This window comes from Kitasatospora sp. NPDC092286 (assembly GCF_044755565.1).
Classification (GTDB): Bacteria; Actinomycetota; Actinomycetes; order Streptomycetales; family Streptomycetaceae; genus Kitasatospora.
Genome location: NZ_JBIVRD010000019.1, coordinates 26,322 through 49,313, shown reverse-complemented (window position 1 = coordinate 49,313; position 22,992 = coordinate 26,322). Strand labels below are relative to the sequence as shown.

The window sequence follows — 22,992 nt, the reverse complement described above, 5'->3', positions numbered from 1 at the left end:
GCCGTAGGACGGCCGGGGCCGGGAGAGGGAACCGGACGACGGAACCTGGACCGGGAACAGACGGGAACAGAGAGGCGAGCCATGGGTATCCACGACGATGCCGCCGAGATCCGCGCCTGCGGCTGGCGTACGCTCGCCGCGCTGCACGGTCTGATCGACGCCGCGCTGGAGAAGGCGCTCCAGGCGGAGCACCAGCTCTCGGTGGTCGAGTACACCGTGCTGGAGGCGCTCTCCCGGCAGGACGGCTGGCACATGCGGATGCAGCAGCTGGCCCGCGCGGCCGCGCTGAGCAGCAGCGCGACCACCCGCCTGGTGACCAGGCTGGAGGACCGCGGCCTGCTCAGCCGCTACCTCTGCATGGACGACCGGCGCGGCATCTACACCGAGCTGACCCCGCAGGGCCGCCAACTGCTGGCAGCCGCCCGCCCGGTCCACGAGGCCGCGCTGGAGGCCACTTTGGCCAAGGCCACCGAGATCCCGGAGCTGGCCCCGCTGGTCCGTGCCCTGGGCGAACTGGAGCCCGCCGCCCGGGCCGCCCCGACCGCGGTCTGATCGCCCCGGGGGCTGTCCCGGCCGGGGCAGCCCAGATCGTGGTCGGGCCGGTCCTCAGCGCCGCCCGGCGAGGGCGTCCCGGTGCACCCGGTCGAGGAGGGCGAGCAGCAACTCCTTGCTGGAGGCCCGCTCGCGGACGTCGCAGAGCACGACCGGCACGGTCGCGTCCAGGTCGAGGGCGCGGCGGACGTCCTCGGGCGCGCAGTCGCGGCGGCCGTGGAAGCAGTTGACCCCTATGGCGAACGGGATGCCGCGCTGCTCGAAGAAGTCCACGGCGGCGAAGCTGGATTCGAGCCGCCGGGTGTCGGCCAGCACGATCGCGCCGAGCGCGCCCAGGGCGAGGTCGTCCCACATGAACCAGAACCGGAACTGGCCCGGCGTGCCGAAGAGATAGAGCACCAGGTCCTCGCGGATGGTGATCCGGCCGAAGTCCATCGCCACGGTGGTGGTGGACTTGCCCTGGACACCGTCGAGGCTGTCGACCCCGATGCTGGCGCGGGTCATCCGCTCCTCGGTCTGCAGCGGTTCGATCTCGCTGACCGAGCCGACCATGGTGGTCTTGCCGACGCCGAAGCCACCGGCGACAAGGATCTTGACCGCGCCCGGCACCAGGCTCTGGGACGTCAATTCGGGTCTCCTGAAAGAGAACTGAAGGTAAGAAGAGAACGGCCACCGGCGTGCGGCGACGGCCGTGAGGGGCCGAGCAGGGCGGGGCCGCCGGTCAGAGCCGGCGGACGCCCTCGATCACGGCCTGGATCAGCGAGAGGTCCGGTGCCTCGGCGAGCTGGACCGGCGCCCGGGTGAGGATCAGCCGCGCCTCGGCCAGATCGTCCAGCAGCACCTTGACGACGCTCACCGGCAGGTCGAGGCTGGCCGCGATCTCGGCCACGGCCAGCGGGCGTTCGCGGCACAGGTCGATGATCGCGGCCGGCTCCGGCGTCAGCCGGGCGGTGTCCGTGAGCGGGTCCGCGGTGACCACCAGGGTGATCAGTGCGAAGCCGTCACGGACCGGGCCGGTCCGCCCGTTGGTGATGGCGTAGGGGCGGACCAGATGGCCGGCGTCCTTGTCGAAGAACCAGGCCTCCTCGGCGCCGGCGGTCACGCACCGCCGCCCGCGCCGACCTGGCCGGCGTCGCTGCGCGGCGCCGCGGTGAGGTACTGGCCGACCTGCTTGACCAGCACGTTGATCTCGTACGCCATCAGGCCCGCGTCGACCAGTTCGCTGGTGAGGACGGCGAGCCGGGCGCCCTGCCCGGCGGTGGTGACGAACAGGAACAGCTGGTCCATCTCGATCACCGTCTGCCGGACCCGGCCGCCGTTGAAGCGGTGGCCGGCGCCGCGGGCGAGGCTCTGCAGGCCGGAGGCGACGGCCGACAGGTGTTCGGCATCGGCGCGGTCCAGGTCCTGGGAGAGGCCGACCAGCAGGCCGTCCTCGGAGAGGACGATGGCGTGCCGGGTCTCGGGTACCCGGGCCACCAGCTGGTCCAGCAGCCAGTTGAGGTCGCGCGGGGTTTCGGTGTGCTGCGTCATCACTGCTCGTCCTTAGCTGCGGAAGGTGCGGCCGGTGCGGGGGGAGCGGCCGGTGCGTCCGAGTCGGGGGCCGCCGCACGGGCGGTTCGGGTGCCGCGCTGGATGGCGGCCATGGTGGCGCGGGACCGCTGCGGGGAGAGGTCCTCGGCCGAGCCGCCGGGAGCCGGGGCCGGGGTGCCGTACGGACCGGCCGTTGGTGCGGCCGGGGCGACGGCCGGCGGCGGCATGGCGCCGGGCGCGTTGGCCTCGCGCAGCTGCTCGGCGAGGCTGGCGTTGCGCACCCGCTGCGGCAGGATGCGCGGGGTACGCAGCTCGCCGTCCGGGCCGTGCTCCACGGGGGCCTCCGGGGCGCGCCGGTGGCTGGGCGTGCGACGGTCGGCGGGGTGGCTCGTCGGCAGGTCGTCGTGCCGGCCGTCCGGCGGAGGGCCGCCCGGGAGGCCGGCCGCCGGCTCGTCGGTCAGGCCGTCGTACGGCCGGGGCAGCACGGGCCGGGGCACGACCACGGCGCCGGGCAGCCCGGGGATCGGGGAGCCCACCGGCAGACCGCCGTTGGCGGGCTCCCCGTCGGCCCGTCCGCTGTCGATGGGGTACTGGGCCAGAAGTTCTCCGATGATCACACTGCTGTCGCCGTCACCGGACGCCTGATACGGTGCCCGACCCGGCGCATGACCGGACGCATGACCGGACTCCCGACCCGACGCATGAGCGGGCACCTGCCCGGGAGCCTGGCCCGGCTGGTTCGGGCCAGCGCCCGGCGCCGCGCCCGGCCCGTTGCCCAGCAGCCCGCCGAGTACCCCGGCCAGCGCGCCCGACAGTTCGGCGTGGGCCTCCTCCGCCGACCCGCCGTCCACGGCCTCCTCCGGCACCGGTGTCCGGGTGACCCGGGCGCCGGTCGGCAGGCCGGGCACCGACGCCGACTGCTCCGCCTGCTCCAGCAGGACGGCGGGCACGAGCACCACGGCCCGGGTGCCGCCGTAGGGGGAGGGGCGCAGCGTGACCTGGATGTCGTGCCGGGCGGCGAGCCGCGCCACCACGAAGAGGCCGAGCCGCAGGTCGTCGCCGAGCGCGGAGACGTCCAGCTCGGGCGGGTTGGCCAGGTAGTCGTTGAGCCGCTCGTACTCCTCCTCGCTCATGCCGAGGCCGCGGTCCTCGACCTCGACGGCCAGGCCCTTGGGGACCTCCTGCGCGGAGACCTGCACCTGGGTGTACGGCGGGGAGAAGGTGGTGCCGTTCTCGATCAGCTCGGCGATCAGGTGGATGACGTCGGCGACGGCCTGCCCGCTGAGCGAGGCGCGCGGCACGCCCTGGACGACCACCCGGGCGTAGTTCTCGGTCTCCGAGACGGCGCTGCGCAGCACGTTGACCATCGGCACGGCGTTGCGCCAGCGCCGGGCGGGCAGGGCGCCGCCGAGGATGACCAGGTTCTCGGCGTTGCGGCGCATCCGGGTCGCCAGGTGGTCGACCGCGAACAGCTCGCGCAGCAGCTCCGGTTCCTCGTGCTCGCGCTCCAGCGCGTCCAGCATGCTGATCTGGCGATGGATCAGGATCTGGGTGCGGCGGGCGATGTTGAGGAAGACCTTCTTCGTCCCCTCGCGGCCCTGGGCCTGGTGGACGATGGCGGCGACGGCGGCCTGCCGGACGGCGGCGAGGCCGTCGGCGGTCTGCTGGACCTCGTCGCCGGGGCGTCGGGGCGGGGCCCAGGCGGGCGGCGACGGGACGGACTCGCCGGCCTGGAGCCGGCCGACCACCTCGGGGATCTCGTGCCGGGCCAGTGCGAGGGTGTCGGTGCGCAGGTCCGCCAGCCGGCCGGACAGGGCCAGGGCGACCCGCACGCCGTGGACCAGGCTCCAGAGCAGGACGACGGCGACGGCCGCGCTGACGGCCAGCAGGGGCGTGCGGTGTCCGGCGCCGCGCAGCAGGAAGGCCGCATAGCCCCAGGCGGCGGCCAGGCCCAGGCAGGGGACCAGCGCGAGGGCGAGGAGCGAGCTGCGGAGGGAGCCGGACCGGCCGGCGCGGTGGCCCGTGCGGGGGGCCGATATGCCTGGCATCTGATTCCTTGTTGCAGGGCCGAACGGTGGGGTGGCCCGTGCGCGGTCCGGCCGGGGCTTCAGGGCGCCACGGCCGGGGTTGCCGGACGGACTGACGCGGTGTCACCGTCCGTGCGGGGTGCAGCACGGCCCGCCGACTGCAGGAACGCTACCAGCCCCAGGTGCCCTGATCGCAACATCAACTGACGATATGTGAACGGGTGGTGACGGGGCCGGATGCCCCGCCGGAGACCGCCGGATGACGGATCGTCACAGGTCAGAAAGGGTTTCGGGAGCGCCGACGGCTTTCCGGAGGCCGCGGCCGGTCTCCGGAAAGCCGCCAGGAACAGGTCAATCGCCGGTGCGTCGCCGGCGCGACCCCCGTACGTCGACGCCGACGCCCGGCCGGACCGGGCCCGTTCAGCCCGCCAGCGGCATGTGCAGCACGGAGGCCTCCAGCTCCATCGTGCGCTCGGCGTCGCTCTCCACCTCCGCCTCGTGCTGGGCCAGTTCGGTCCAGGCCCAGCTGGCCGGGCCGGACAGCTCGGCCGACCACTGCTTGCCGTAGGTGCCCGCGGCGACCTGGCCGAGCCGCAGCCGCTGGACGTCCGAGGTGCCGGCCGGCGGGTAGACGTGGGTGGCGTCGCGCAGGTAGCGCTCGATGTGGAACTCGGCCTGGAGACCCCGGGCGGCGTGGATCTCCATCGCGTTGCGTGCGGAGTCCAGCGCGTACTCGGTGTTGATCAGCTTGGCGTTCATCAGCTCGGCGTCGCAGGCCTTGCCGTGGTCCAGCAGGTGCGAGGCGTGGTACGCGGAGAGCTTGGCGGTCATCAGCCGGGACTGCATCTCGCCCAGCTTCAGTGCGATGTTGGGCAGTTGGGAGAGCGGCCTGCCGTAGAGCGCGCGCCCCTCGGCGAAGCGCACCGTGTCCTCGACGATCGCCCGGTGGATGCCGAGCGCGACGGCGGCCAGGTTCAGCCGCCCGTACAGCGTGGAGGAGGAGTAGGCGACGTCCAGGCCCTGGCTCTCCTCGCCCAGCCGGTTGGCGGCGGGGATCCGGCAGTCCTCGAAGACGAGTTCGCCGAAGCTGAAGCCGTGCAGTCCGCTCTGCGAGCCGAGGGTGCCGGGCCGGAAACCCGGGCGGTCGCTCTCCACCAGGAACGCGGAGAGCCCCCGGCTGCCCTCGCCGGTGCGCAGCACCACGCCGTGCACGTCGCCGATGTGCGAGTTGCCGACGAACCACTTGCGGCCGTTGAGCACGTACTCGTCGCCCTCGCGCCGCGCGGTGCCGGACATGCCGAGCACATGGCCGCCCGACTCGGGCTCGGTGACGGCGATGGTCGGCAGCGACTCCCCGGAGGCGAACCGCGGCAGCCAGTGGCGCCGTTGGGCGTCGGAGCCGTAGTGGATGACCTTGGCGACTCCGAGCTGCGAGGCCTGTGCCATCGCGCCCATCGCGCCGCTGACCCGGGAGAGCTCCTCGACGATCACGGTTTTGGCGAGGTGGCCGAGACCGAGTCCGCCGAACTCGCGCGGAATGGTGACGCCGATCCAGCCGCGGCGGGCGATCTCCCGGGAGAGCTCGAACTCCACTCCGCGGTCGGCTTCCATTCTGGCCACCTGCGGACGTACTTCCTTCTCCGCGAACTCCCGGACCTCGGCTCGGAGGCTCTCGTGCCGCTCGTCGGTGAAGTAGTCCATAGCCATGGGTGGGTCCTCTCGGTCAGCGGGTGGTTGTGCCTCCGTCCGTGCTGCCGATTCCGCTCGTCCGCCAATGGACGTGGGGGCGGGGTGCTGGCGGCCGGGTGTCCTGTTGCAAGCCGGGCGCGTGCGGAAGTTCGGGCGGCATCCGGGGGACGCCATCCGTGTTTTCGGCAGGGCTCATTGTCGTATGGGGACCCGGGTGCCTCCACAGTTGACCTTCGATTGGCGTGAATCGTTTCAACCGAACACCGGGAGGATTGGAACGCAGGGGGGCGGGGAAATGGTCCTTCTTCACTTCGCGACCTGCCCAAGCCGCCGTCCACATGCGGCTTTGACTGTTCATCAGCACGGCCGAACCGGAGAGCCGGGAGCGCGGATCGTGTCGGATGTCTGATTACATGTGCGCCATGACTGATGTGATGAGCACTCAAGGCCAGTTCCCGGGTGCCGCCGGTGAGTCCGAGCGGACCCGCAGGCTGCGCAGCCTGGGTCTCAACGAACCGACCGCGGACGAGGCCTTCGACCGCTTCGCTCACCTGGCCGCCAGCATCACCCGCGCCCCAATCGCGATGGTCAACTTCATCAACGACGAGCGCCAGATGTTCCGTGGGCTCTACATTCCGCCAAGTTCGGCCGAGGTCGCACCCGAAGGATCCTCCTGGGCCGACCGAGGCATCGCCTTCGACCTGCCGACCCGTCAGATGCCGATGAGCCACGGCTTCTGCCCCCACGTCGTCGCCCAGCGCTCCCCCCTCGCGCTGGACGACATCCTCGCCTACCCCCGGTTCGCCGGAAACCCGGTCGTGGACGAGCTGGGCGTGCGCGCCTACCTCGGCGCCCCGCTCGTCGACGACACCAACACCGTCATCGGCACCGTCTGCGTGCTCGACCACGAACCCCGCCAGTGGGGCCGCGAGCGGCTGCGCGACATCCAGCACCTCGCCGAGGCCCTGCTCTCCGAGATCCGGCTGCGCGACAACCTGCTCGCCCAGCAGCAGGAGATGTTCGCGGCCTTCGACGGCTCACCGTTCCCGATCATCCTCACCGACGGCCCCGGCCAGGAGATCCGCTACGCCAACGCCCAGCACGCCGACACCTTCGGCGCCCCCGCGGCGTACGGCTCGGTCGGCCAGGCCTACCCGCAGCTCGGCGCGGCCGGCCTGCAGCAGGCCGTCGCCGAGGCCTACCGCACCGGACGGACCACCGTCCTGAACGACGTCCGGATCCAGTCCGCCCGGCCGGACGCCCAGCGGGGCCAGCAGATCTTCAGCTTCACCTGCACCCCGCTGCGGGCCGCGCGCACCGGCCAGGTCAACGGTGTCCTCACCGTGGGCATGGACGTCACCGCGCAGTCCCGCACGGAGGAGGAGCTGGGCACGCTCGCCGCGCTGCTGGTCGACCGGCTCCAGCAGAACGGCGCCACCACCGGCCGTCCGGGCGTCGCCGCCGGGGAGACCGGACTCGTCCTGCCGGGCTGAGCCCTGACCGACCACCGTGGCGACGGACCGGCGACCACCCGGCCGACCACCGCCGCTCCCACCGCAGTTACCGCCGACACCGTGGCGGGGCGCCTCTCACCCCCGAGGAGAGGCTCCCCGCCACTTCGCCGTCCGGGCGGGGGCCGTGTTTTCCGGCCACACTGCCCCCGGTCACGCCGCTGTCCTGCCACGCCGCCGCCCCGGCATCCCGCCTCCCGGCCGGCCTGCCGCCGGGCCCGCCGGTTCACCCGACCGGGCCCGGGCGGGTGAACCGGCGGAGCAGGCAGCCCCGGGCACGCCCCGCGCGCGGCCCGCCGATGGTAGGCATGGGCCGCATGGAGTGGTTCGCCGCACCCGAGTACTGGCTCAGCAGGCTGCTCCTGCAACGGATGCTGGCCGCCCTCTACCTGATCGGCTTCCTGGGCGCCGCCGCCCAGTTCCGGGCCCTGATCGGCGCGGACGGCATGCTGCCGGTGCCGCGCTTCACCGCCCGGGTGCCGTTCCGGCAGGCGCCCGGCCTCTTCCACCTCCACTACAGCGACCGCTTCTTCGCCGCCGTCTCCTGGACCGGAGCCGCCCTCGCCGCCGCCCTGGCCGGCGGACTGGGGGACGCCGTCCCGCTCTGGGCGACGGTGCCGCTCTGGGCGGTGCTCTGGCTGCTCTACCTGTCGATCGTCAACGTCGGACAGACCTGGTACTCCTTCGGCTGGGAGTCCCTGCTGCTGGAGGCCGGCTTCCTCGGCGCCTTCCTCGGCAACGAGGACACCGCCCCGCCCCTCCCGGTGCTCTGGCTGATGCGTTGGCTGCTCTTCCGGGTCGAGTTCGGCGCAGGCCTGATCAAACTGCGCGGCGACCGCTGCTGGCGCGACCTCACCTGCCTCCGGTACCACCACGAGACCCAGCCGATGCCCGGCCCGTTCAGCTGGTTCTTCCACCACCTGCCGGCCCCGCTGCACCGCGTCGAGGCCGCCGCCAACCACCTCACCCAGCTCGTCGTCCCGGTCGGCCTCTTCCTCCCGCAGCCGATCGCCACCTACGCGGCCTGCCTCGTCGTCCTCACCCAGCTGTGGCTGGTCGCCTCCGGCAACTTCGCCTGGCTCAACTGGCTGACCATCACCCTCGCCCTCGCCGCCGTCGACCCGCACCGGCTCGGCCTCCCGGCCCGGCCCGGCCCGTACGGCGCCGCACCCGGCTGGTACGAGGGCCTGGTGGTCGCGCTGACCGCCGCCGTCGCGGTCCTCAGCTACTGGCCGGTGCGGAACATGGTCTCCCGCCGCCAGATCATGAACCGCTCCTTCAACCGCCTGCACCTGGTCAACACCTACGGCGCCTTCGGCAGCATCAACCGGATCCGCCAGGAGGTGGTGGTCGAGGGCACCGACGAACCGGTCGTCACCCGGTACACGGTGTGGCAGGAGTACGGCTTCAAGGGCAAACCCGGCGACGTGCGCCGCCTCCCACGCCAGTACGCCCCCTACCACCTCCGGCTGGACTGGCTGATGTGGTTCGCCGGGATCTCGCCCGCCTACGCCCGGCCCTGGTTCCTGCCGTTCGTCGCCCGCCTGCTGGTCAACGACCCCGCCACGCTGCGCCTGCTGCGCCACAACCCCTTCCCCGGCGCCCCACCGACCCACGTCCGGGCGACCCTGTATCTCTACCGGTTCACCGATTGGCGCGAACTGCGCGAAACCGGCGCGTGGTGGCACCGGACGGCGCTGCACGAATACCTCGCGCCCGTCAGCCTGGGCATCCTCACCCGTTCCGGCTACCGCCCGCCGCTCGGACGGCGGATCCGCACCGTGCCGGTGGACCGGTTGCGGCGGCCGGGCGGCCACTCGCCCGGCCCAGCGCCGCACCACCCGCCCGGCCCTCCCGAGTAGCGGCCACGCGGGCGGTATGGCACGCCACACCCGACCGTGGGGCGGTGGGTGCGTGCAAGGCTCGAACGGGCACCCGTATTCTGGGCCTCCACAACCGGCGGCCCGACCGCGCGCCCCCAGCCCCTCCCGTCGGGGCCCCGTGCGCACCCGGTCCGCCTCCCCTCGCCGCCAGCCCCGCCGCAGTCGCCCAGAACCGGACCTCACATGACAGTGCTTCACTCGCGCAACGCCGACGCCGCCGACGACGCAGCCGCCAAGGACGCCACGGACCCGGAGCAGGCCCGCGGCCAGGAGGCCACGGCAGAGCCCGACCTCCGCGAGGACCTCGGCCGGTACGCCGAGCTCGGCGCCTTCAGCCTCACCGCCGACACCCACGCCTGGTACGCGGCCGTCGACACCGTCGCCACCCCGGAGGACGCCCGCGCCGCCTCCACCTCCCTCGCCGAACTGCGCGGCCGCGACCTCCAGCAGACCTGGGAGGCCGTCACCGCGCTCGCCGCCGAAGCCAAGCTCGAGGAGCCGGACACCGTGGCCAAGGCCGCGCTGCTCGTCGAACTCCTCCAGCGCGTCCACCGCACCTCCACCGTCCTCGTCGGCGCCGCCTACGAGGCCGACCTCGACGCCCTCGCCGCCGCCACCGCCGACGGCACCTGGCGCCGCGAGCGCGGCGTCAAGCTCTCCTGGCTGCGCGCCCGCGCCCTGCGCAAGCAGGCCACCGCCCTGGCCGCCGGCCCCCGCCGCCCCAGCCGCGAGGACCTGCACGAGGCGCTCGCCTCCGCCGAGGTCGAGCGCCGCGCCTGGGCCGTCCTCGCCTCCGAGGGCACCCTGCCGGTCCCGCCCGCCGACGGCGCGCTGGTCGAGCGCACCGCCCAGGCCTTCGAGGCCATCAACAGCGGCCTGGGCGGCCTCGCCCGCCTGCTGCCCGACCACGACCTGGACGGGCTGTCGTTCACCGACCTCATCGACCTGGTCGACCGCCTCGCCGCGGACGAGGGCACCCTCTACCGCCTCCCGACCCTCCGCACCCTGCGCACCACCCTGGAGGAGGCCGGACTCACCGAACTCCTCACCGAACTCGCCGCCGCCCACGCCGACCGCCGCGCCGCCGAGGCCGCGTACAACGCCCGCCAGGCCCTGGCCGGCGGCCAGCGGGACGGGCTGGCCACGGCCGCGGAGACGGGCACGGAGCCGGAGGCTGCGGCCGAGGTCGAGGCCGAAGCCGAGACGGAGATCAAGGTCGAAGCCGAGGCCGGGGCCGAGGTCGCGACGGAGGCCGCAGCCGAGGCCGAGACGGACGCCGAGGCCGAGGCTGCCGCTGCTCCGGCGACGGACGAGCCGGCGGCTGAGCTGAAGGCCGAGCCGACGGCCGAGGAGCCCGCCGAGTCCCAGGTCCGGGTGGTCACTCTTCCGGCCCCCTCGCCCGCCGCCGACGACCTGGTACTGCCCGCGTCGGCCACTCCGGCCGAGCCCGAGCCCGAGGCCGTGGTGGCTGAGGTGCCCGAGGCCGTTGAGTCGGTTGTCGAGCCGGTGGCTGAGGTCGAGCTGGCCGAGGCCGAGGCGGTTGCGGCTGAGGCCGAGCCGGTTGTTGTTGAGGTGGCGGAGGTCGCTGGGTCGGCTGCCGAGCCGGTGGCTGAGGTCGTCGAGCCGGTTGCGGCTGAGGTGGCGGAGGTTGAGGCCGGGGCCTCGGTTGACGTCGTGGAGGCGGAGCCGGTCGTCGAGGCCGTTGTGTCCGAGGCCGTTGAGTCGGGTGTCGAGCCGGTGGCTGAGGTCGAGCTGGCTGAGCCCGAGGCCGTTGTGGCTGAGGTGGCGGAGGTTGCTGAGTCGACTGCCGAGCCGGTGGCTGAGGTCGAGTCGGCTGAGCCCGAGGCCGTGGTGACTGAGGTCGAGGCCGTCGTGTCCGAGGTTGTCGAGCCGGTGGCTGAGGTCGAGCTGGCTGAGCCCGAGGGCGTTGTGGCTGAGGTTGTCGAGCCGGTCGTGGCTGAGGTTGAGGCCGGCGCTTCGGTTGACGTCGTCGAGGCGGAGCCGGTCGTCGAACCCGAGGCGGTCGAGGCCGAGGCCGTCGTGCCCGAGGCTGCTGAGCCGGCTGCCGAGCCGGTGGCTGAGGTCGAGTCGGCTGCCCCCGCCGTTGAGGTCGAGGCCGAGGCCGAGCCCGCCGCCGCTGAGCCCGAGCCTGCGGCCACCGGTCGGCCGGCGAAGCCGGACTTCACGCCGGGCCGCCCGGTGACCGCCTACTCGGCGGAGGAACTGCTGGCCGTCGTCCGGTGGCTGGACGGCGATGGCGTCGACCGCAGCGACGAGGAGTTGCTGCGGGCGGCGATGAAGGAGCTGGGCTTCGCCCGCCTGGGGCCGCGGATCAAGGAGGCGCTGGGGACCGCGGTCGCCGCCGCCAGGGGCTGACCGCAGGCCCCGTCGAATCCTGGGTGGCACCGCCGGTTCGTCCGGCGGTGCCACCTTTCGCGTTCTCGTCGTCCGGCCGGCCCCCGCCCGGGGTCCGGTGGTACCACTCCTGCGGGGGCGCCGATGAGCTGACTGGCAGCCACGGGTGAGACAGGGGGTAGTCGACTGGATACATATTGCTGCCATGGCAAGAAGACACGGCGGCCCGTCGCGGCTCCACGCCCGTACGGTCCGCCTCGCGACGGCAGCGGTGACGCTGGGAATGATCGGCGTCGGCCTCACCGGTCAGCTCGCACCGGCCGCGGCCGCCCCCCGACAAGCGGTCGCCGCCGTCCCCGAACGGGTCAGGGCGACCGGGACGCCGCTGGTTCAGGAGACCTTCACCGGGGCCACCGCCGACGCGGACTTCACGGCCGTCGGCTCCGCCTGCCTGACCGGTGCCCCCGCCGCCGCGGCGCCCGGGCCGGGCAACCATCCGCTCGGAGGGTGCCCGGCTGCCGAGACCGGGCCGGTGCCGCCCCTCAACGCGGCGCCGTTCGGCTATCTCCGGGTCACCGACTCCAGCAACGACCAGAGCGGTGCCGTCCTCTACAACCAGGCGCTCCCCGCCGGAAACGGCCTGGACGTCACCTTCGACCAGTGGCAGTACGGCAGCACCACGCCCAACACCCCGGCCGACGGCATCTCCTTCTTCCTGGTGGACGGCGATGAGTCCCTCACCCACCCGGGGGCTTTCGGCGGCAGCCTCGGCTATGCCCAGAAGCTGCCCAACGACGACCCGAACCTCGCCTTCCTGCCCGGCGTCGACCGCGGCTACCTGGGGGTCGGGCTCGACGTCCTGGGCAACTACTTCGGCGACTGGGAGCAGCGCGGCAACGGCTGCGCCCAGCGCTCGCCGGCCGGTACGCAGTTCCGGGTGCCCGCGCCGGGCGCCAACATGGTCACCGTCCGCGGGCCGGGGGACGGTCTGCTCGGGTACTGCTTCCTGACGGCGACGACGAGCAACTTCACCACCACCGGTCCGTGGCCGTCCACGCTGCCGGGCCTGCTGCAGGGCCCGCTGACCACGCTGCCGCCGGGCGTCACGCCCCAGGACGCGCAGACCGCGCTGGAGCCCTCCCGGCGTCGGGTGAACGTCCATCTGACGCCCGCCCCGCACCCGGTCCTGACGGTCGGCATCGACTTCAACGACGGGACCGGCCCGCACCAGGTGCTGTCCACGCCGGCTCCGGAGCCGGTGCCCGCCACGTACAAGTTCGGGTTCGCGGGGTCGACGGGCGCCTTCACCGACGTCCACCTGATCCGCAACGTGGCGATCACCACCGAGCAGCCGCTGCCCACCCTGAGCCTGGTCAAGACCCCGCACGAGCCGCTGCCCGGGCTGCTGGTGCCGGGTACCCCCGTCCCGTACGACTTCGTGGTCACCAACGCGGGTGCCTCCCCGGTGACCAACCTGGCCGTCAACGACCCGCTGGTCACCCCCGTCACCTGCCCGGTCAGCACGCTGGCGGCCGGTGAGACCGTCACCTGTACGGGGACGTACACCATCACGGCCGAGGACGTGGCCCGCGGCTTCGTCACCAACACGGCCCAGGCCACCGCCACCTTCAACGGCACCCCGATCACCTCGCCGCCCTCCTCGGCCACCGTGCCCATCGTCACTCCGCCGGGCATCACGGTGGAGAAGCACGTCGACGCCCCCGAGCCGTTCGCCGTCGGGGAGACCGTGCCCTACTCCTACCTGGTGACCAACACCGGCGGTGTTCAGCTGGACGCCGTCACGGTGACCGACGACAGGGTCACCGGCATCGTCTGCGCCGCCACCGTGCTGGCACCGGCGGGCAGCCCCGGGGCCGGCACCACCTGTCACGGCACGTATGTGGTGACCGAGGCGGACGCGGCGGCCGGCCAGGTCACCAACCACGCCTTCGCCACCGGCACCGCCAACGGCACCACGGTCACCTCCCCGACCGTCGACGCCACGATCACGATCAGAGGGGCGTCGCGGCTGAAGCTGAAGAAGCACGCCGACACCAAGGGCCCGGTCCGGCCCGGCGAAACGATCCACTACACCTACACCGTGACCAACACCGGCACCACCGAACTCCAGGGCCTCACGGTCACCGACGACCGCGTCCAGCAGGTCACCTGCGATCTGACCAGCCTCGCCGCGGGCCAGAGCACCACCTGCCACGGCACGTACCAGGTCACCGAGGCCGACGCGAAGGCCGGCAAGGTCACCAACCGCGCCCGGGCGACCGCTCTGGACCCGCAGGGCGGGACGGTGGAGAGTCCGCCGGCGGAGGTCACCGTCACCGTCACCCCCTGCCCGGCCGATCACGACCACAAGGGCGGGCACCCGGGCTGCCCGAGCCACCCCGGCCACCCCGGCCACGACCGGCCGAACGCCGTCCCGCCCGCTGATGGCGGCCACCCCGGCGGTCCGGGCGCCGGCCACGCCGAGGGCTCCGTCCTCCCCAGTACCGGCAGCGGTCCGGAGACCGCCGTCGCGGGCCTGGCCGGGAGCGGCCTGATCGTCCTGGGCTGCGCCCTGTGGCGCCGGTCCCGCCGACGCGCTGCCGTCACCGAGCGCTCGGCCCCGCGGGACAGCTGACCGCGGGACGGCTCGTCCTCGGGCCGACGTCATGTCCGAGGCCGCAGGACGCCGGCCCGCAGCACCGCGGCGGCCCCACCGTGCTTCATCGCCGGTGGGGCCGCCGGTCTGTTGCGGGGCCGCCGTTGTCGCCGCTCGTGGCCGCGGGCCCCGTACCGCGGCTCAGTCGGTCTTGGTCCAGGGGGCGCTGGACATCAGGGCCTTGACGTTGGCGACGTAGCCGGGGTTGGGGATGACCAGGCTGCCGCCGGTCTCGCCGGTGACCGGGTCGGTGACGGTGTTGTAGTGCACGTTGCCCGCGCCCGCGTTGTACGCGGCGATGACCAGGTCGAGCAGCGGCGTCTTGCCGGTGACCGGGTCGGGGGAGAGGTCGTACTTCCCGCCGAAGGAGGAGTCGCCGTAGTAGGCGACCAGCCAGTCGAGCAGCTGGGTGCCCAGCTGGACGTTCCCGGCGAGGGTCTTCGGGTCGGAGGCCGTCCCGAACTTGCTGTTCATCCAGCTCACCGTGGCGGGCATGATCTGCATGGTGCCGATGCCGCCGTCACAGGCGAGGATGCCGGACTGCCAGCCGCTCTCCTGCCAGGCGATCGCCCTGACCAGGTTGGCGGGCAGTGCCGGGAGCCTGTCGGTGCCGCCGTTGCTGAGGTTCAGCACCCGGGGCTGGCCGGCGGCGGCGGTGAGCGCCGCGGCCACGGCCTCCTTCGGCTCGTCGGGCTGGGGCTTGCTCGGCTTGCAACTGCTCTGCAGCGGCGGGACGTGCGGGGTCGCGGGCGCGGGCGGCGGCGGGGGTGCGACCGGTCCGGGCTTGGCCGTCGGCGCGGGCGCGGCCGCGACGGGGGCGGGGGCCTTCTCCGCGACCGGGGCGGAGGGCTTGGCGCTGTTCGGCTTGGCGCTGTTCGGCTTGGCGCCGTTCGGCGTCGCGCTGCTCGTTGTCGCGCTGGGCTTGGCCGACCTGCTCGTGCTCGGCGACGGGCTGCCGGTCGGGCTCGGGCCGGTACTCGCGGTCGGCGTGTCGGAGGGGGTGGCCGTCGGGGCCGCGGACGGCGAGATCTCCGTGGTGGTGGCGGCCGGTGTGCTCGGTGGCCCCCCGGCCTCGTCGGTGACCTTCTTGCTGCCGCAGCCCGTCAGCAGCGCCGTCGACACCGCCGCAGCCGACACCATCACCAGTACCCGACGCGAAGCACCCAGGTGCATGCGATCCAACCCCCCAGTCGTCACCGGCCGGCCCGGTGAGAGGCGGTCATCTTACGGTGAGCAGATCATCGGACTGATAGGCGGGTTCGGCCCGTTCGCCGGCCCGGCGGGAAGCCCGGGGTGAAAATCGTTTGCCGGGAGGCGACCGCGCGATGAGACTCGGCCGGACGAGCCGTGCCGGCCGACGCGCGGCCGAGAGCCAGGGAGTTCTCCAGTGCCCGACCTTCTGCGTCCCCGTGCCCTGGCCCCGGGGGACCTCGTCGCGGTGGCCGCGCCCGCCGGACCGCTGGAGGCCGAGGCGGTGCCCCTGCTCGACCGCGGTGTGGCCACCCTTGAGGCGATGGGCTTCCGGGTCCGCCGGAGCACGCTGACGGCCGTCGACCGTCGTCGGTGGTGGGCCTCGGCGCCGCCCGTCGAGCAGGCCGGGGAACTCAACGGCCTGCTCCGGGATCCGGAGGTCCGGGCGATCGTGGCGCACACCGGCGGACAGGCGACGGTGGGCTACCTGGACCTGCTGGACCTCGACGCCGTCCGGGCGGACCCCAAGCCGATCCTCGGCTGCAGCGACCTCTCCCTCCTCCTGCTCGCCCTCCACGCGCGCACCGGGCTGGCCGGCATCCACGCGGACATGGCCACCTACGGCCTCGGCGGCTCCTGGCACCGCCCAGGGCCCGCAGGACACCGCGACCACCGGGCCGAACTCACCGGGACCTACGCCCGGTTGCTGACCGGCACCGAACCGCTGGGCGCCTTGACCGCGCTCTCCCCCTGGGAGTGCTGGCGGCCCGGCCGGGCGTCTGGGCCACTGGTCGGCGGCCTGCTCGGCCGGCTGGTGACGCTCCAGGCGACGCCGTTCGCCCTGCCTCCCGAGCGCTTCGACGGCGCGGTGCTGTTCTGGGAGGAGGTGGACCGCCCGCTGTCGGGGGTCTGGCACGACCTCCAGGCCCTGCGGCTCTCCGGAGTCCTGGACCGGGTCGCCGCGATGGTCGTCGGCGTGCCGCACCAGGTCCCGGCCGCCGGCTGCGGGGACACCCGGCCCACCCTGAGGGACGTGGTCCTCGACGTCGTCGGCGACCGGGAGCTGCCGGTGCTCGGCGGGGTCGACTTCGGGCACGCCGGCCCCAACCTCCCGCTCCCGCTGGGCATCAGGGCCACCGTCGACGCCACCGCCCGGACGCTGGCCCTGGACGAGCCGGCCGTCGTCCGGGCCTGAGCACCGGCGCTCAGGCCGGTGCCGCCCCGGGCAGCGCCCGCGCCAGCTGGGCCGCCAGCACCCCCGGCGCCTCGGCCAGCGACGGGCCGTACCAGGTCAGATGGCGGCCGCTGACCAGGGCCGCCGGGACACCGGGGAACGCCTCGGGGCCGTCGGTGGCGGTGAAGTGATAGGGCTCGTCGGGGAGCACGACCAACTCCGGCTTCGACGCGAGGAGTTCGGGCAGCGGGACGGCCGGGTAGCGGTCCGGGTGGTCGGCGTGGATCAGCTGGACGCCGAGGCGGCGGAGCAGGTCACCGGCGAAGGTGTCGCGGCCGAGCACCATCCAGGGGCGGCGCCAGACGGGGGTGACGGCACGGAGCGGGGCCGGCCGGGGGAGGACGGTGGCCCAGGCGGCCTCGGCGTCGTCGAGCCAGGACGGGCGCGGGAGGCCGCAGGCGGCGGTGAGGAGCCGGTGGAGCGAGCGGAAGGCCCCGTCGAGGGTGCGGATGTCGGTGACCCAGACCGGGAGACCGGCCGCGCGCAGGGCGTCGAGGTCGGGCCGGCGGTTCTCCTCGTCATTGGCGAGGACGAGGTCGGGGGCGAGCGCCGCGATCCGGTCGACGTCGGGGTTCTTGGTGCCGCCGACGCGGGTGACGGCGAGACCGGCGGGGTGCGAGCACCAGTCGGTGGCGCCGACCAGCAGCCCGGGCGCGGTGACGGCGACGGCCTCGGTGAGCGACGGGACCAGCGAGACGACCCGCCGGACAGGGTGGGGGCCGACTCGAACGGGCATACCGAGATCGTCCACCGGAGCGAAGAGGTCGGAGGGGAAGAAGTGGGTGGAGCGAGCCGAGGGAGCCGGGGGAGAGGCCATCCCATCACCGTAGACCGTGCCGTTTCGCACGGTGCGGCGCTGCGCCGGAAAGTCCCGGGAACCGAGCGGGCACAAGGGCCGACTACCTGGTCCGGGTTCGTAGGACGGGCCCGAGCACGACCATTGACCAGGAGAGTTGTCATGCGCCCTCGCGTGTTCTGCGGTATCGCGGCCGCCGTAGCCCTGTTCGCCACGGCCTGCGGAAGCGGTGGTGGGGGGAGCGACGACGCCGTGAGCGGGGCCGGCGGCCAGGCGGCGGCCGCGGGGGCGTATCCGGTGAAGGTGGCGGACTGCGCGGGCAAGGAGACCGTCGTCAAGGAGGCCCCCCGGAAGATCGTCACCAGCAATGCCGCAGGCCTGGAGATGCTGCTGCAACTCGGCGTCGGCGACCGGGTGATCGGTACCGGGTTCCCGCCGGGGAAGGGCAGCCTCCCGGCGGCCCTGGCCGACCAGGGCGCAAAGGTCCCGGTCCTGGGGGACACGGTGATCGCCAAGGAGAAGCTGCTGGGCTCCGGCGCCGACCTCTACGTCGACACCTTCGGGTCGATGCCGATGATGGGCGGCGCGGGCGCCGGGCCGAGCGAGGAGGAGTTCACGGCGGCGGGCATCAAGCACGTCGTCCTCCTCTCCACCGCCTGCGCCGGCACGCCGAAGGCCGCCAAGGGCCCGCGCACCGACCTCGCCGAGGTGGAGAACGACATCCGCCGGCTCGGCGCCGTGACCGGGACCGCCGCCCGGGCCGAGGAGTTGGTGGCCGGGATGGAGAAGCAGATCGGCGAGGTGCGGACCGCGACCGCCGGCGTCCCCGACGACCAGCGGCCCGGCTACTTCCTCTTCGACTTCGACGGCGGCGTCAAGCAGCCCGTCGCCGTCTGCGGCCGGCAGGTCGCCAACGCGGTGATCACCCTGGCCGGCGCGCGCAACGTCTTCGCCGACTGCGACGCCGACTTCAAGCAGGTCTCCTGGGAGGACGTGGTGGCCAAGAACCCGGACTGGATCCAGCTCGCGGTGCGCAACCGGGGCAGCGAGGAGGACAACCGCAAGGCCTTCGCCGACGCGGAGGCCTTCCTGCGCGGCTTCCCCGCCACCCAGGGGCTGAAGGCGGTCAAGGACGGCCGCTTCCTGCGGATCGGCTCCGAGGTCACCACCATCGCCGGGGTACGCGACGCCGACACCGTCCGGCAGATCGCCGCCACCGTCCATCCGACCCTCGTCAAGAACGGGCAGTAGCAGGTGACCACGGCCGCCCTGACCGAGAAGAGGAGCCGGGCGCGGACCCTGCGGGCCGGTCCGCTGGCCGCCGGGCTCGCCGTCGCGCTGGTCCTCGCGCTGACCGCCGCGGTGTCCTTCGGGTCGGTGGACATCCCGCCCGGCGAGGTCTGGTCGGTGGTCGCCCACCGGCTCACCGGACGCGCGCCCGAGGCCGGCACCCGGGACCTCATCGTCTGGCAACTGCGCGTCCCCCGTGCCCTGTTGGCGGCGATGGTCGGGGCGGGCCTGGGCCTGGTCGGCACCGCCGTCCAGGCCCTGGTCCGCAACCCGCTCGCCGACCCCTATCTGCTCGGCATCTCCTCCGGGGCCTCGCTCGGCGCGGTCGCGGTGATCGTCCTCGGCACCTCGCTCGGCCTGGAGATGAACTTCGGCAGCGCCATCGGCCTGACCGTCTCGCTCGCCGCCTTCGCCGGCGCACTGGCCGCGTTCTCCCTGGTCTGGGTCCTGGCCAGGCGCGGCGGCGGCTTCTCCCCGCTGCGCCTGGTGCTGGCCGGCATCGGTATCGGCCAGTTCCTCACCGGCTTCACCAGCTACCTGGTGCTGCAGACCAGCGACGAACAGCAGACCAGGGGCGTGCTGTTCTGGCTGATGGGCAGTCTCAGCGGCGCGGTCTGGGGCCAACTCGCCGTCCCCGCCATCGCGGTGGCCCTCGGTCTGGCCTTGCTCCAGGCCCGCGCCCGGGGGCTGAACGCCATGCTGATGGGCGACGAGACGGCGGCCGGGCTCGGCGTGGACGTCACCCGGCTGCGCCGCGAGATCTTCGTTGTCACCAGTGTGCTGACCGGCGTCCTGGTCGCGGTCTCGGGCGCGATCGGTTTCGTCGGCCTGATGGTGCCGCACGTCTGCCGGCTGCTGGTCGGCGGCGACCACCGCCGGCTGCTGCCGCTCTCGGCCCTCACCGGGGCGGTGCTGCTGGTGGTGGTCGACACCATCGCCCGCACCGCGCTGGACACCCAGGAGCTCCCGATCGGCGTGGTCACCGCCCTGCTCGGCGCGCCCACCCTGCTCTACCTGCTGGACCGACGTCTGGAGCGAAGTTGAGGATCGCGGTCGAGGATCTGAGCGTCACCCTGTCCGGGCGGACGGTGGTGGCGGGCGTCCACCTGGTCGCCAAGGAGGGGGAGATCGCCGGTCTGGTCGGCCCCAACGGCAGCGGCAAGTCCAGTCTGCTCCGCACGGTCTACCGGCATCTGCGGCCGAGCGCCGGCCGGGTGCTGCTGGCCGGCCGGGAGCTCGCCGAGCTCACCCCCGCGGAGTCCGCCCGGCACATCGCCGCGCTGCCCCAGGAGCGCGGCGGGGACTTCGAGTTGACCGTCCGCGAGGTGGTGGCGATGGGCCGCACCCCGTACAAGCGGGCGTTCGCCGCGGACGACGCCGAGGACCACCGGGTGGTCGCCGAGGCGCTGGTGCGGGTCGGCATGACGGAGTCGGCGTCCTGTCAGTTCGCCCAGCTGTCCGGCGGCGAGCGCCAGCGCGTGCTGCTGGCCCGGGCGCTGGCCCAGCAGCCGGACGTCCTGGTGCTGGACGAGCCGACCAACCATCTGGACGTCCGCCACCAGGTGGAACTCCTCACCCTGCTGCGCGAACAGCGCCGCACCACGCTGATCGCGCTGCACGACCTCAACGCGGCGGCCTCGGTCTGCGACCGGCTGCACGTACTGCACCGCGGCACCCTGGTGGCGTCCGGGGTGCCGCGTGACGTGCTGACCGCCGACCTGCTCGCCGAGGTGTTCGGCGTGCGGGCGGCGGTGGTCGAACATCCGCTCACCGGTGACCCGTTGATCGCGTTCGACCACCGCACGCCCGCCGGCGCCTCAGCGCCGGCCGGCCACCGTCAGGAGGTCTCGAAGTGACTGGGGCGGCCGTTGCGCTCGACCAGGCGGCCGACCTTCGCGGCCTCCTCGCTGCGCAGCAGCTCCCAGCGGCCGTCCGGCTGGTGGAGCACCGAGGAGTGCCACGGCGTCATCCAGACGTCGGCGGCCTCCAGCAGCCGGATGCCGAACTTCAGCACGCCGACCTTCTGCGGGTGGATGGAGAGGCGGAAGGAGCGGGGGTGATGCTCGGCGATCAGGTCGCCCCAGGCGCGGCTGCGCTGGATGACGCCGTAGGCACGCTGGCGGCAGTCCCGCTGCAGGGCGGACTTGGTGCCCTCGAAGCCGAAGGTGTCCTCGGTGAGGAACCGGGTGATCCCGCGGTAGAGGCGGGCGGTCTCCTCGTCGGTGAGCACCTGCTCGCGCAGCTCCTCCTTGGTGGGCGCGTACTTGGCGTGCACCCGGGCGCGCTTCTCGTCGAACGGCAGGTCGCCGAGGACGGCCCGCAGGTCGAAGGTGGCGAGGTGGTTCAGGCCCTCGCGCTCGATCATCGCGGTCAGTTCGTCGGAATACTGGTCGATGTGGTCGTCGGGAACGTGGATCAGATCGCCGAAGATGTGCCCGTCGGAGCAGATGAGTATCTGAGCGCCGGGCTCGTAGAGCTTGCCGATCTCCTCGCAGAGCCCGTTCAGGAAGGTGAGCGAGAGGCGCTCGCCCTCGTCGGGCAGGTGGCTGAGCACCTTGGCGAGGTTGGGCGACTTGCACGGGAAGCCGGGCAGGGTGAACAGGATCGGGTCGCCGGAGGTGATGAAGTCCGCCAATTGCTCCCGCTGGAGCGGGAAGTCGGCGGGCGTGGCGTCGACCTCGGGGTCGGAGGCCCGGCGGTGCGGCAGCAGCAGGTCGAGGATCTCGTCGCAGAGCCGCTCCACGGACTGCGGGTCCGTGACGGGGCCGGTGGTGCTGGCGGACTGGGTGTCGGTGATAACGGTGCCGGCGGGCGGCATGGTGGTCCTCCACGGAATGGGTTACGGGCTTCGGGGCAGGCGGAGCCACGCCCCGGCACTGGTTGCCGGGACGCTGAGGGGGTGCCGGGGAGTTGGTGGGGCCGGTCAGACCCGCTTGTCGTAGGCGACCGGCAGCTGGTTGACCCCGCGCGCCAGGACGGCGGGCACCCAGGTGAGTGCGTCGATCTCCTGGCCGGGCCCGGCGGACGGGCGCAGCCCGGGCAGCCGGGTGATCAACGTGCCGATGGCTACCTGGAGTTCGGTCCGCGCCAGGGCGGCGCCGGGGCAGAAGTGGATGCCGTGGCCGAAGGCCAGATGGGCGTTGGGGGTGCGGTCGAAGTCCAGGACGTCGGCGTCCGGGAACTGCTCGCCGTCGCGGTTGGCGGCACAGAGCGAGATGATCACCGAGTCCCCGGCCGGGATGGTGGTCCCGTGCAGGTCGCTGTCCTCGGCGAAGAAGCGCCAGGTGGTGAGCTCGAACGCGGAGTCGTAGCGCAGCAGTTCCTCCACCGCCCGGGGGAGCAGGCCCGGGTTTCCGGCGATTCCGTCGCGCAGCCGGGCGAGTTGCTCCGGGTGGCGCAGCAGCGTGATCAGCATGGTGGTGATCTGGTTGGTGACGGGCTCCTGGCCGGCCACGAGCAGCTGGAACACCATCGAGTCGAGCTCTTCCGGGCTCAACTCGCCTTCGTCGCAAGCGGTGACGAGCCTGCCGAGCAGATCGACATCGGGCCCGGCGGGGTCGTAGTGGGCGCGCTTGTGGGTGACGACGTCGGCGATGTACGTCTGCAGGCCGCGTAGCCGGCCCTCGTACGCCGGGCGGCCCGGGTCCTGCGGGCCGACCGGCTGGACGACCTTGCCCCAGTCACGGTCGAACCGGACGGCCAGCTCCTGCGGCAGGCCGATGACCTCGGCCAGTACCCGGAACGGGTAGTGCGCCGCGAAGCCGGCCACCAGGTCGGCGTCGCCGGTCTCGGGCAACTCGTCGACCAGGGCGTCGGCGAGCTCCTGGATGCGCGGGCGCAGGGCCTCCACCCGGCGGGGGGCGAAGGCGTCCAGGACGAGCTTGCGCATCGTGGTGTGCTTCGGCGGGTCCTGGTGGAGCAGGTGCACCTGGAGCTGGGAGTGCTGCGGCTCGGGCATGATCGAGGCGAGCTTGCGCCAGGCGTCGTTGCCCAGGGAGTGGTTCTTGCCGAGCCGCGGGTCGCTGAGGGTCTCGTGGGCGGCCCGGTAGCCGGTCACCAGCCAGGCGGCGATCCCGCTCGGGAACTCGACCCGGTGGACCGGGCCCGCCTCTCTCATCCGCTGGTAGAGCGGATAGGGGTCGCTCTTGTACTCCGGCCCGTACAGCGGTACCGGGTCGGGGAGTCTGTCGTATCCGAAGGGGCAGCTCGGGGCGTCGGCCGCATCGCCGGCCGGCCTGCCTGCCGTCGGATCGTGCACGGTGTCGGTCATGTGCGGTG

General features: G+C 73.4%; 18 protein-coding genes. 9 read left to right on the top strand and 9 right to left on the bottom strand.

Translation table 11 applies throughout. The annotated features are described in order from the left end of the window. The first annotated feature begins 81 nt into the window (after positions 1 to 81). A complete protein-coding gene (locus ACIQIB_RS20595) occupies positions 82 to 552 on the top strand; it encodes a MarR family winged helix-turn-helix transcriptional regulator (protein ID WP_400759538.1) in 471 nt (156 codons plus the stop codon). A 54-nt stretch (positions 553 to 606) separates the two neighbouring features. Here the strand turns inward: ACIQIB_RS20595 and ACIQIB_RS20590 are convergent, their stop codons facing one another. From ACIQIB_RS20590 to ACIQIB_RS20570, 5 genes are all read right to left on the bottom strand, one after another. Further along, the gene (locus ACIQIB_RS20590) at positions 607 to 1,179 is read right to left on the bottom strand and encodes an ATP/GTP-binding protein (RefSeq protein ID WP_363604522.1); all 573 of its coding nucleotides are present in this window, start codon (positions 1,177 to 1,179) and stop codon (positions 607 to 609) included. 94 nt (positions 1,180 to 1,273) lie between these two features. Continuing rightward, positions 1,274 to 1,654: a DUF742 domain-containing protein gene (locus ACIQIB_RS20585; protein ID WP_363604523.1), complete on the bottom strand. Its 381-nt coding sequence runs from the start codon at positions 1,652 to 1,654 to the stop codon at positions 1,274 to 1,276. Next, entirely contained in the window at positions 1,651 to 2,082 is a 432-nt protein-coding gene (locus tag ACIQIB_RS20580) for a roadblock/LC7 domain-containing protein (protein WP_363604524.1), read from the bottom strand. Before ACIQIB_RS20580 ends, ACIQIB_RS20585 begins: the two co-directional genes overlap by 4 nt. Next, complete coding sequence (locus ACIQIB_RS20575; protein WP_400759536.1) at positions 2,082 to 4,130, bottom strand: sensor histidine kinase; 2,049 nt, start codon at positions 4,128 to 4,130, stop codon at positions 2,082 to 2,084. The genes ACIQIB_RS20580 and ACIQIB_RS20575 overlap by 1 nt, the downstream gene beginning before the upstream one ends. Before the next feature lie 399 nt (positions 4,131 to 4,529). Next, positions 4,530 to 5,810, bottom strand: coding sequence for an acyl-CoA dehydrogenase family protein (locus tag ACIQIB_RS20570; protein WP_400759653.1), 1,281 nt, complete (start codon positions 5,808 to 5,810; stop codon positions 4,530 to 4,532). Between the two features lie 422 nt (positions 5,811 to 6,232). On the opposite strand from ACIQIB_RS20570, the gene ACIQIB_RS20565 reads away from it, so the two are divergent. The 4 genes from ACIQIB_RS20565 to ACIQIB_RS20550 all read left to right on the top strand — a co-directional run bounded on the left by ACIQIB_RS20565 (position 6,233) and on the right by ACIQIB_RS20550 (position 14,182). After that, the gene (locus ACIQIB_RS20565; RefSeq protein WP_363604527.1) at positions 6,233 to 7,291 is read left to right on the top strand and encodes a GAF domain-containing protein; all 1,059 of its coding nucleotides are present in this window, start codon (positions 6,233 to 6,235) and stop codon (positions 7,289 to 7,291) included. Positions 7,292 to 7,626: 335 nt separating this feature from the next. Next, entirely contained in the window at positions 7,627 to 9,171 is a 1,545-nt protein-coding gene (locus ACIQIB_RS20560; RefSeq protein WP_400759651.1) for a lipase maturation factor family protein, read from the top strand. A 204-nt stretch (positions 9,172 to 9,375) separates the two neighbouring features. Further along, positions 9,376 to 11,568, top strand: coding sequence for a hypothetical protein (locus ACIQIB_RS20555; protein WP_400759533.1), 2,193 nt, complete (start codon positions 9,376 to 9,378; stop codon positions 11,566 to 11,568). Between the two features lie 184 nt (positions 11,569 to 11,752). Further along, complete coding sequence (locus ACIQIB_RS20550; protein WP_400759531.1) at positions 11,753 to 14,182, top strand: hypothetical protein; 2,430 nt, start codon at positions 11,753 to 11,755, stop codon at positions 14,180 to 14,182. A gap of 162 nt (positions 14,183 to 14,344) precedes the next feature. Here ACIQIB_RS20550 and ACIQIB_RS20545 read toward each other — a convergent pair whose 3' ends face one another. Continuing rightward, positions 14,345 to 15,343, bottom strand: coding sequence for a transglycosylase SLT domain-containing protein (locus ACIQIB_RS20545; protein ID WP_363604533.1), 999 nt, complete (start codon positions 15,341 to 15,343; stop codon positions 14,345 to 14,347). A 247-nt stretch (positions 15,344 to 15,590) separates the two neighbouring features. On the opposite strand from ACIQIB_RS20545, the gene ACIQIB_RS20540 reads away from it, so the two are divergent. Next, a complete protein-coding gene (locus ACIQIB_RS20540) occupies positions 15,591 to 16,589 on the top strand; it encodes an LD-carboxypeptidase (protein ID WP_400759528.1) in 999 nt (332 codons plus the stop codon). Between the two features lie 10 nt (positions 16,590 to 16,599). On the opposite strand, the gene ACIQIB_RS20535 is transcribed toward ACIQIB_RS20540, so the two are convergent. Next, complete coding sequence (locus ACIQIB_RS20535) at positions 16,600 to 17,364, bottom strand: helical backbone metal receptor (protein ID WP_400759648.1); 765 nt, start codon at positions 17,362 to 17,364, stop codon at positions 16,600 to 16,602. Positions 17,365 to 17,586: 222 nt separating this feature from the next. Here ACIQIB_RS20535 and ACIQIB_RS20530 point away from each other — a divergent pair, with 222 nt between their 5' ends. From ACIQIB_RS20530 to ACIQIB_RS20520, 3 genes are read left to right on the top strand one after another with little or no spacing between them, the layout of a single operon-like run. Then, positions 17,587 to 18,675, top strand: coding sequence for an ABC transporter substrate-binding protein (locus ACIQIB_RS20530; protein ID WP_363604537.1), 1,089 nt, complete (start codon positions 17,587 to 17,589; stop codon positions 18,673 to 18,675). Positions 18,676 to 18,678: 3 nt separating this feature from the next. Then, positions 18,679 to 19,758: an iron ABC transporter permease gene (locus tag ACIQIB_RS20525; protein WP_363604539.1), complete on the top strand. Its 1,080-nt coding sequence runs from the start codon at positions 18,679 to 18,681 to the stop codon at positions 19,756 to 19,758. After that, a complete protein-coding gene (locus ACIQIB_RS20520) occupies positions 19,755 to 20,570 on the top strand; it encodes an ABC transporter ATP-binding protein (protein ID WP_400649845.1) in 816 nt (271 codons plus the stop codon). Before ACIQIB_RS20525 ends, ACIQIB_RS20520 begins: the two co-directional genes overlap by 4 nt. On the opposite strand, the gene ACIQIB_RS20515 is transcribed toward ACIQIB_RS20520, so the two are convergent. Beyond that, the gene (locus ACIQIB_RS20515) at positions 20,552 to 21,532 is read right to left on the bottom strand and encodes an isocyanide synthase family protein (protein ID WP_363604542.1); all 981 of its coding nucleotides are present in this window, start codon (positions 21,530 to 21,532) and stop codon (positions 20,552 to 20,554) included. The two genes, ACIQIB_RS20520 and ACIQIB_RS20515, sit on opposite strands and share 19 nt — an antisense overlap. A gap of 105 nt (positions 21,533 to 21,637) precedes the next feature. After that, positions 21,638 to 22,984, bottom strand: a complete 1,347-nt coding sequence (locus tag ACIQIB_RS20510; RefSeq protein WP_363604544.1) for a cytochrome P450 — start codon at positions 22,982 to 22,984, stop codon at positions 21,638 to 21,640. Positions 22,985 to 22,992: the final 8 nt, after the last annotated feature.

What these genes read in the sequence shown, in the direction of transcription:
- ACIQIB_RS20595 (WP_400759538.1), top strand. Translation starts at nt 82, where the DNA reads ATGGGTATCCACGACGATGCCGCCGAGATCCGCGCCTGCGGCTGGCGT.
- ACIQIB_RS20580 (WP_363604524.1), bottom strand. Translation starts at nt 2,082, where the DNA reads ATGACGCAGCACACCGAAACCCCGCGCGACCTCAACTGGCTGCTGGAC.
- ACIQIB_RS20575 (WP_400759536.1), bottom strand. Translation starts at nt 4,130, where the DNA reads ATGCCAGGCATATCGGCCCCCCGCACGGGCCACCGCGCCGGCCGGTCC.
- ACIQIB_RS20570 (WP_400759653.1), bottom strand. Translation starts at nt 5,810, where the DNA reads ATGGACTACTTCACCGACGAGCGGCACGAGAGCCTCCGAGCCGAGGTC.
- ACIQIB_RS20565 (WP_363604527.1), top strand. Translation starts at nt 6,233, where the DNA reads ATGAGCACTCAAGGCCAGTTCCCGGGTGCCGCCGGTGAGTCCGAGCGG.
- ACIQIB_RS20560 (WP_400759651.1), top strand. Translation starts at nt 7,627, where the DNA reads ATGGAGTGGTTCGCCGCACCCGAGTACTGGCTCAGCAGGCTGCTCCTG.
- ACIQIB_RS20555 (WP_400759533.1), top strand. Translation starts at nt 9,376, where the DNA reads ATGACAGTGCTTCACTCGCGCAACGCCGACGCCGCCGACGACGCAGCC.
- ACIQIB_RS20550 (WP_400759531.1), top strand. Translation starts at nt 11,753, where the DNA reads ATGGCAAGAAGACACGGCGGCCCGTCGCGGCTCCACGCCCGTACGGTC.
- ACIQIB_RS20545 (WP_363604533.1), bottom strand. Translation starts at nt 15,343, where the DNA reads ATGGTGTCGGCTGCGGCGGTGTCGACGGCGCTGCTGACGGGCTGCGGC.
- ACIQIB_RS20535 (WP_400759648.1), bottom strand. Translation starts at nt 17,364, where the DNA reads ATGCCCGTTCGAGTCGGCCCCCACCCTGTCCGGCGGGTCGTCTCGCTG.
- ACIQIB_RS20530 (WP_363604537.1), top strand. Translation starts at nt 17,587, where the DNA reads ATGCGCCCTCGCGTGTTCTGCGGTATCGCGGCCGCCGTAGCCCTGTTC.
- ACIQIB_RS20515 (WP_363604542.1), bottom strand. Translation starts at nt 21,532, where the DNA reads ATGCCGCCCGCCGGCACCGTTATCACCGACACCCAGTCCGCCAGCACC.
- ACIQIB_RS20510 (WP_363604544.1), bottom strand. Translation starts at nt 22,984, where the DNA reads ATGACCGACACCGTGCACGATCCGACGGCAGGCAGGCCGGCCGGCGAT.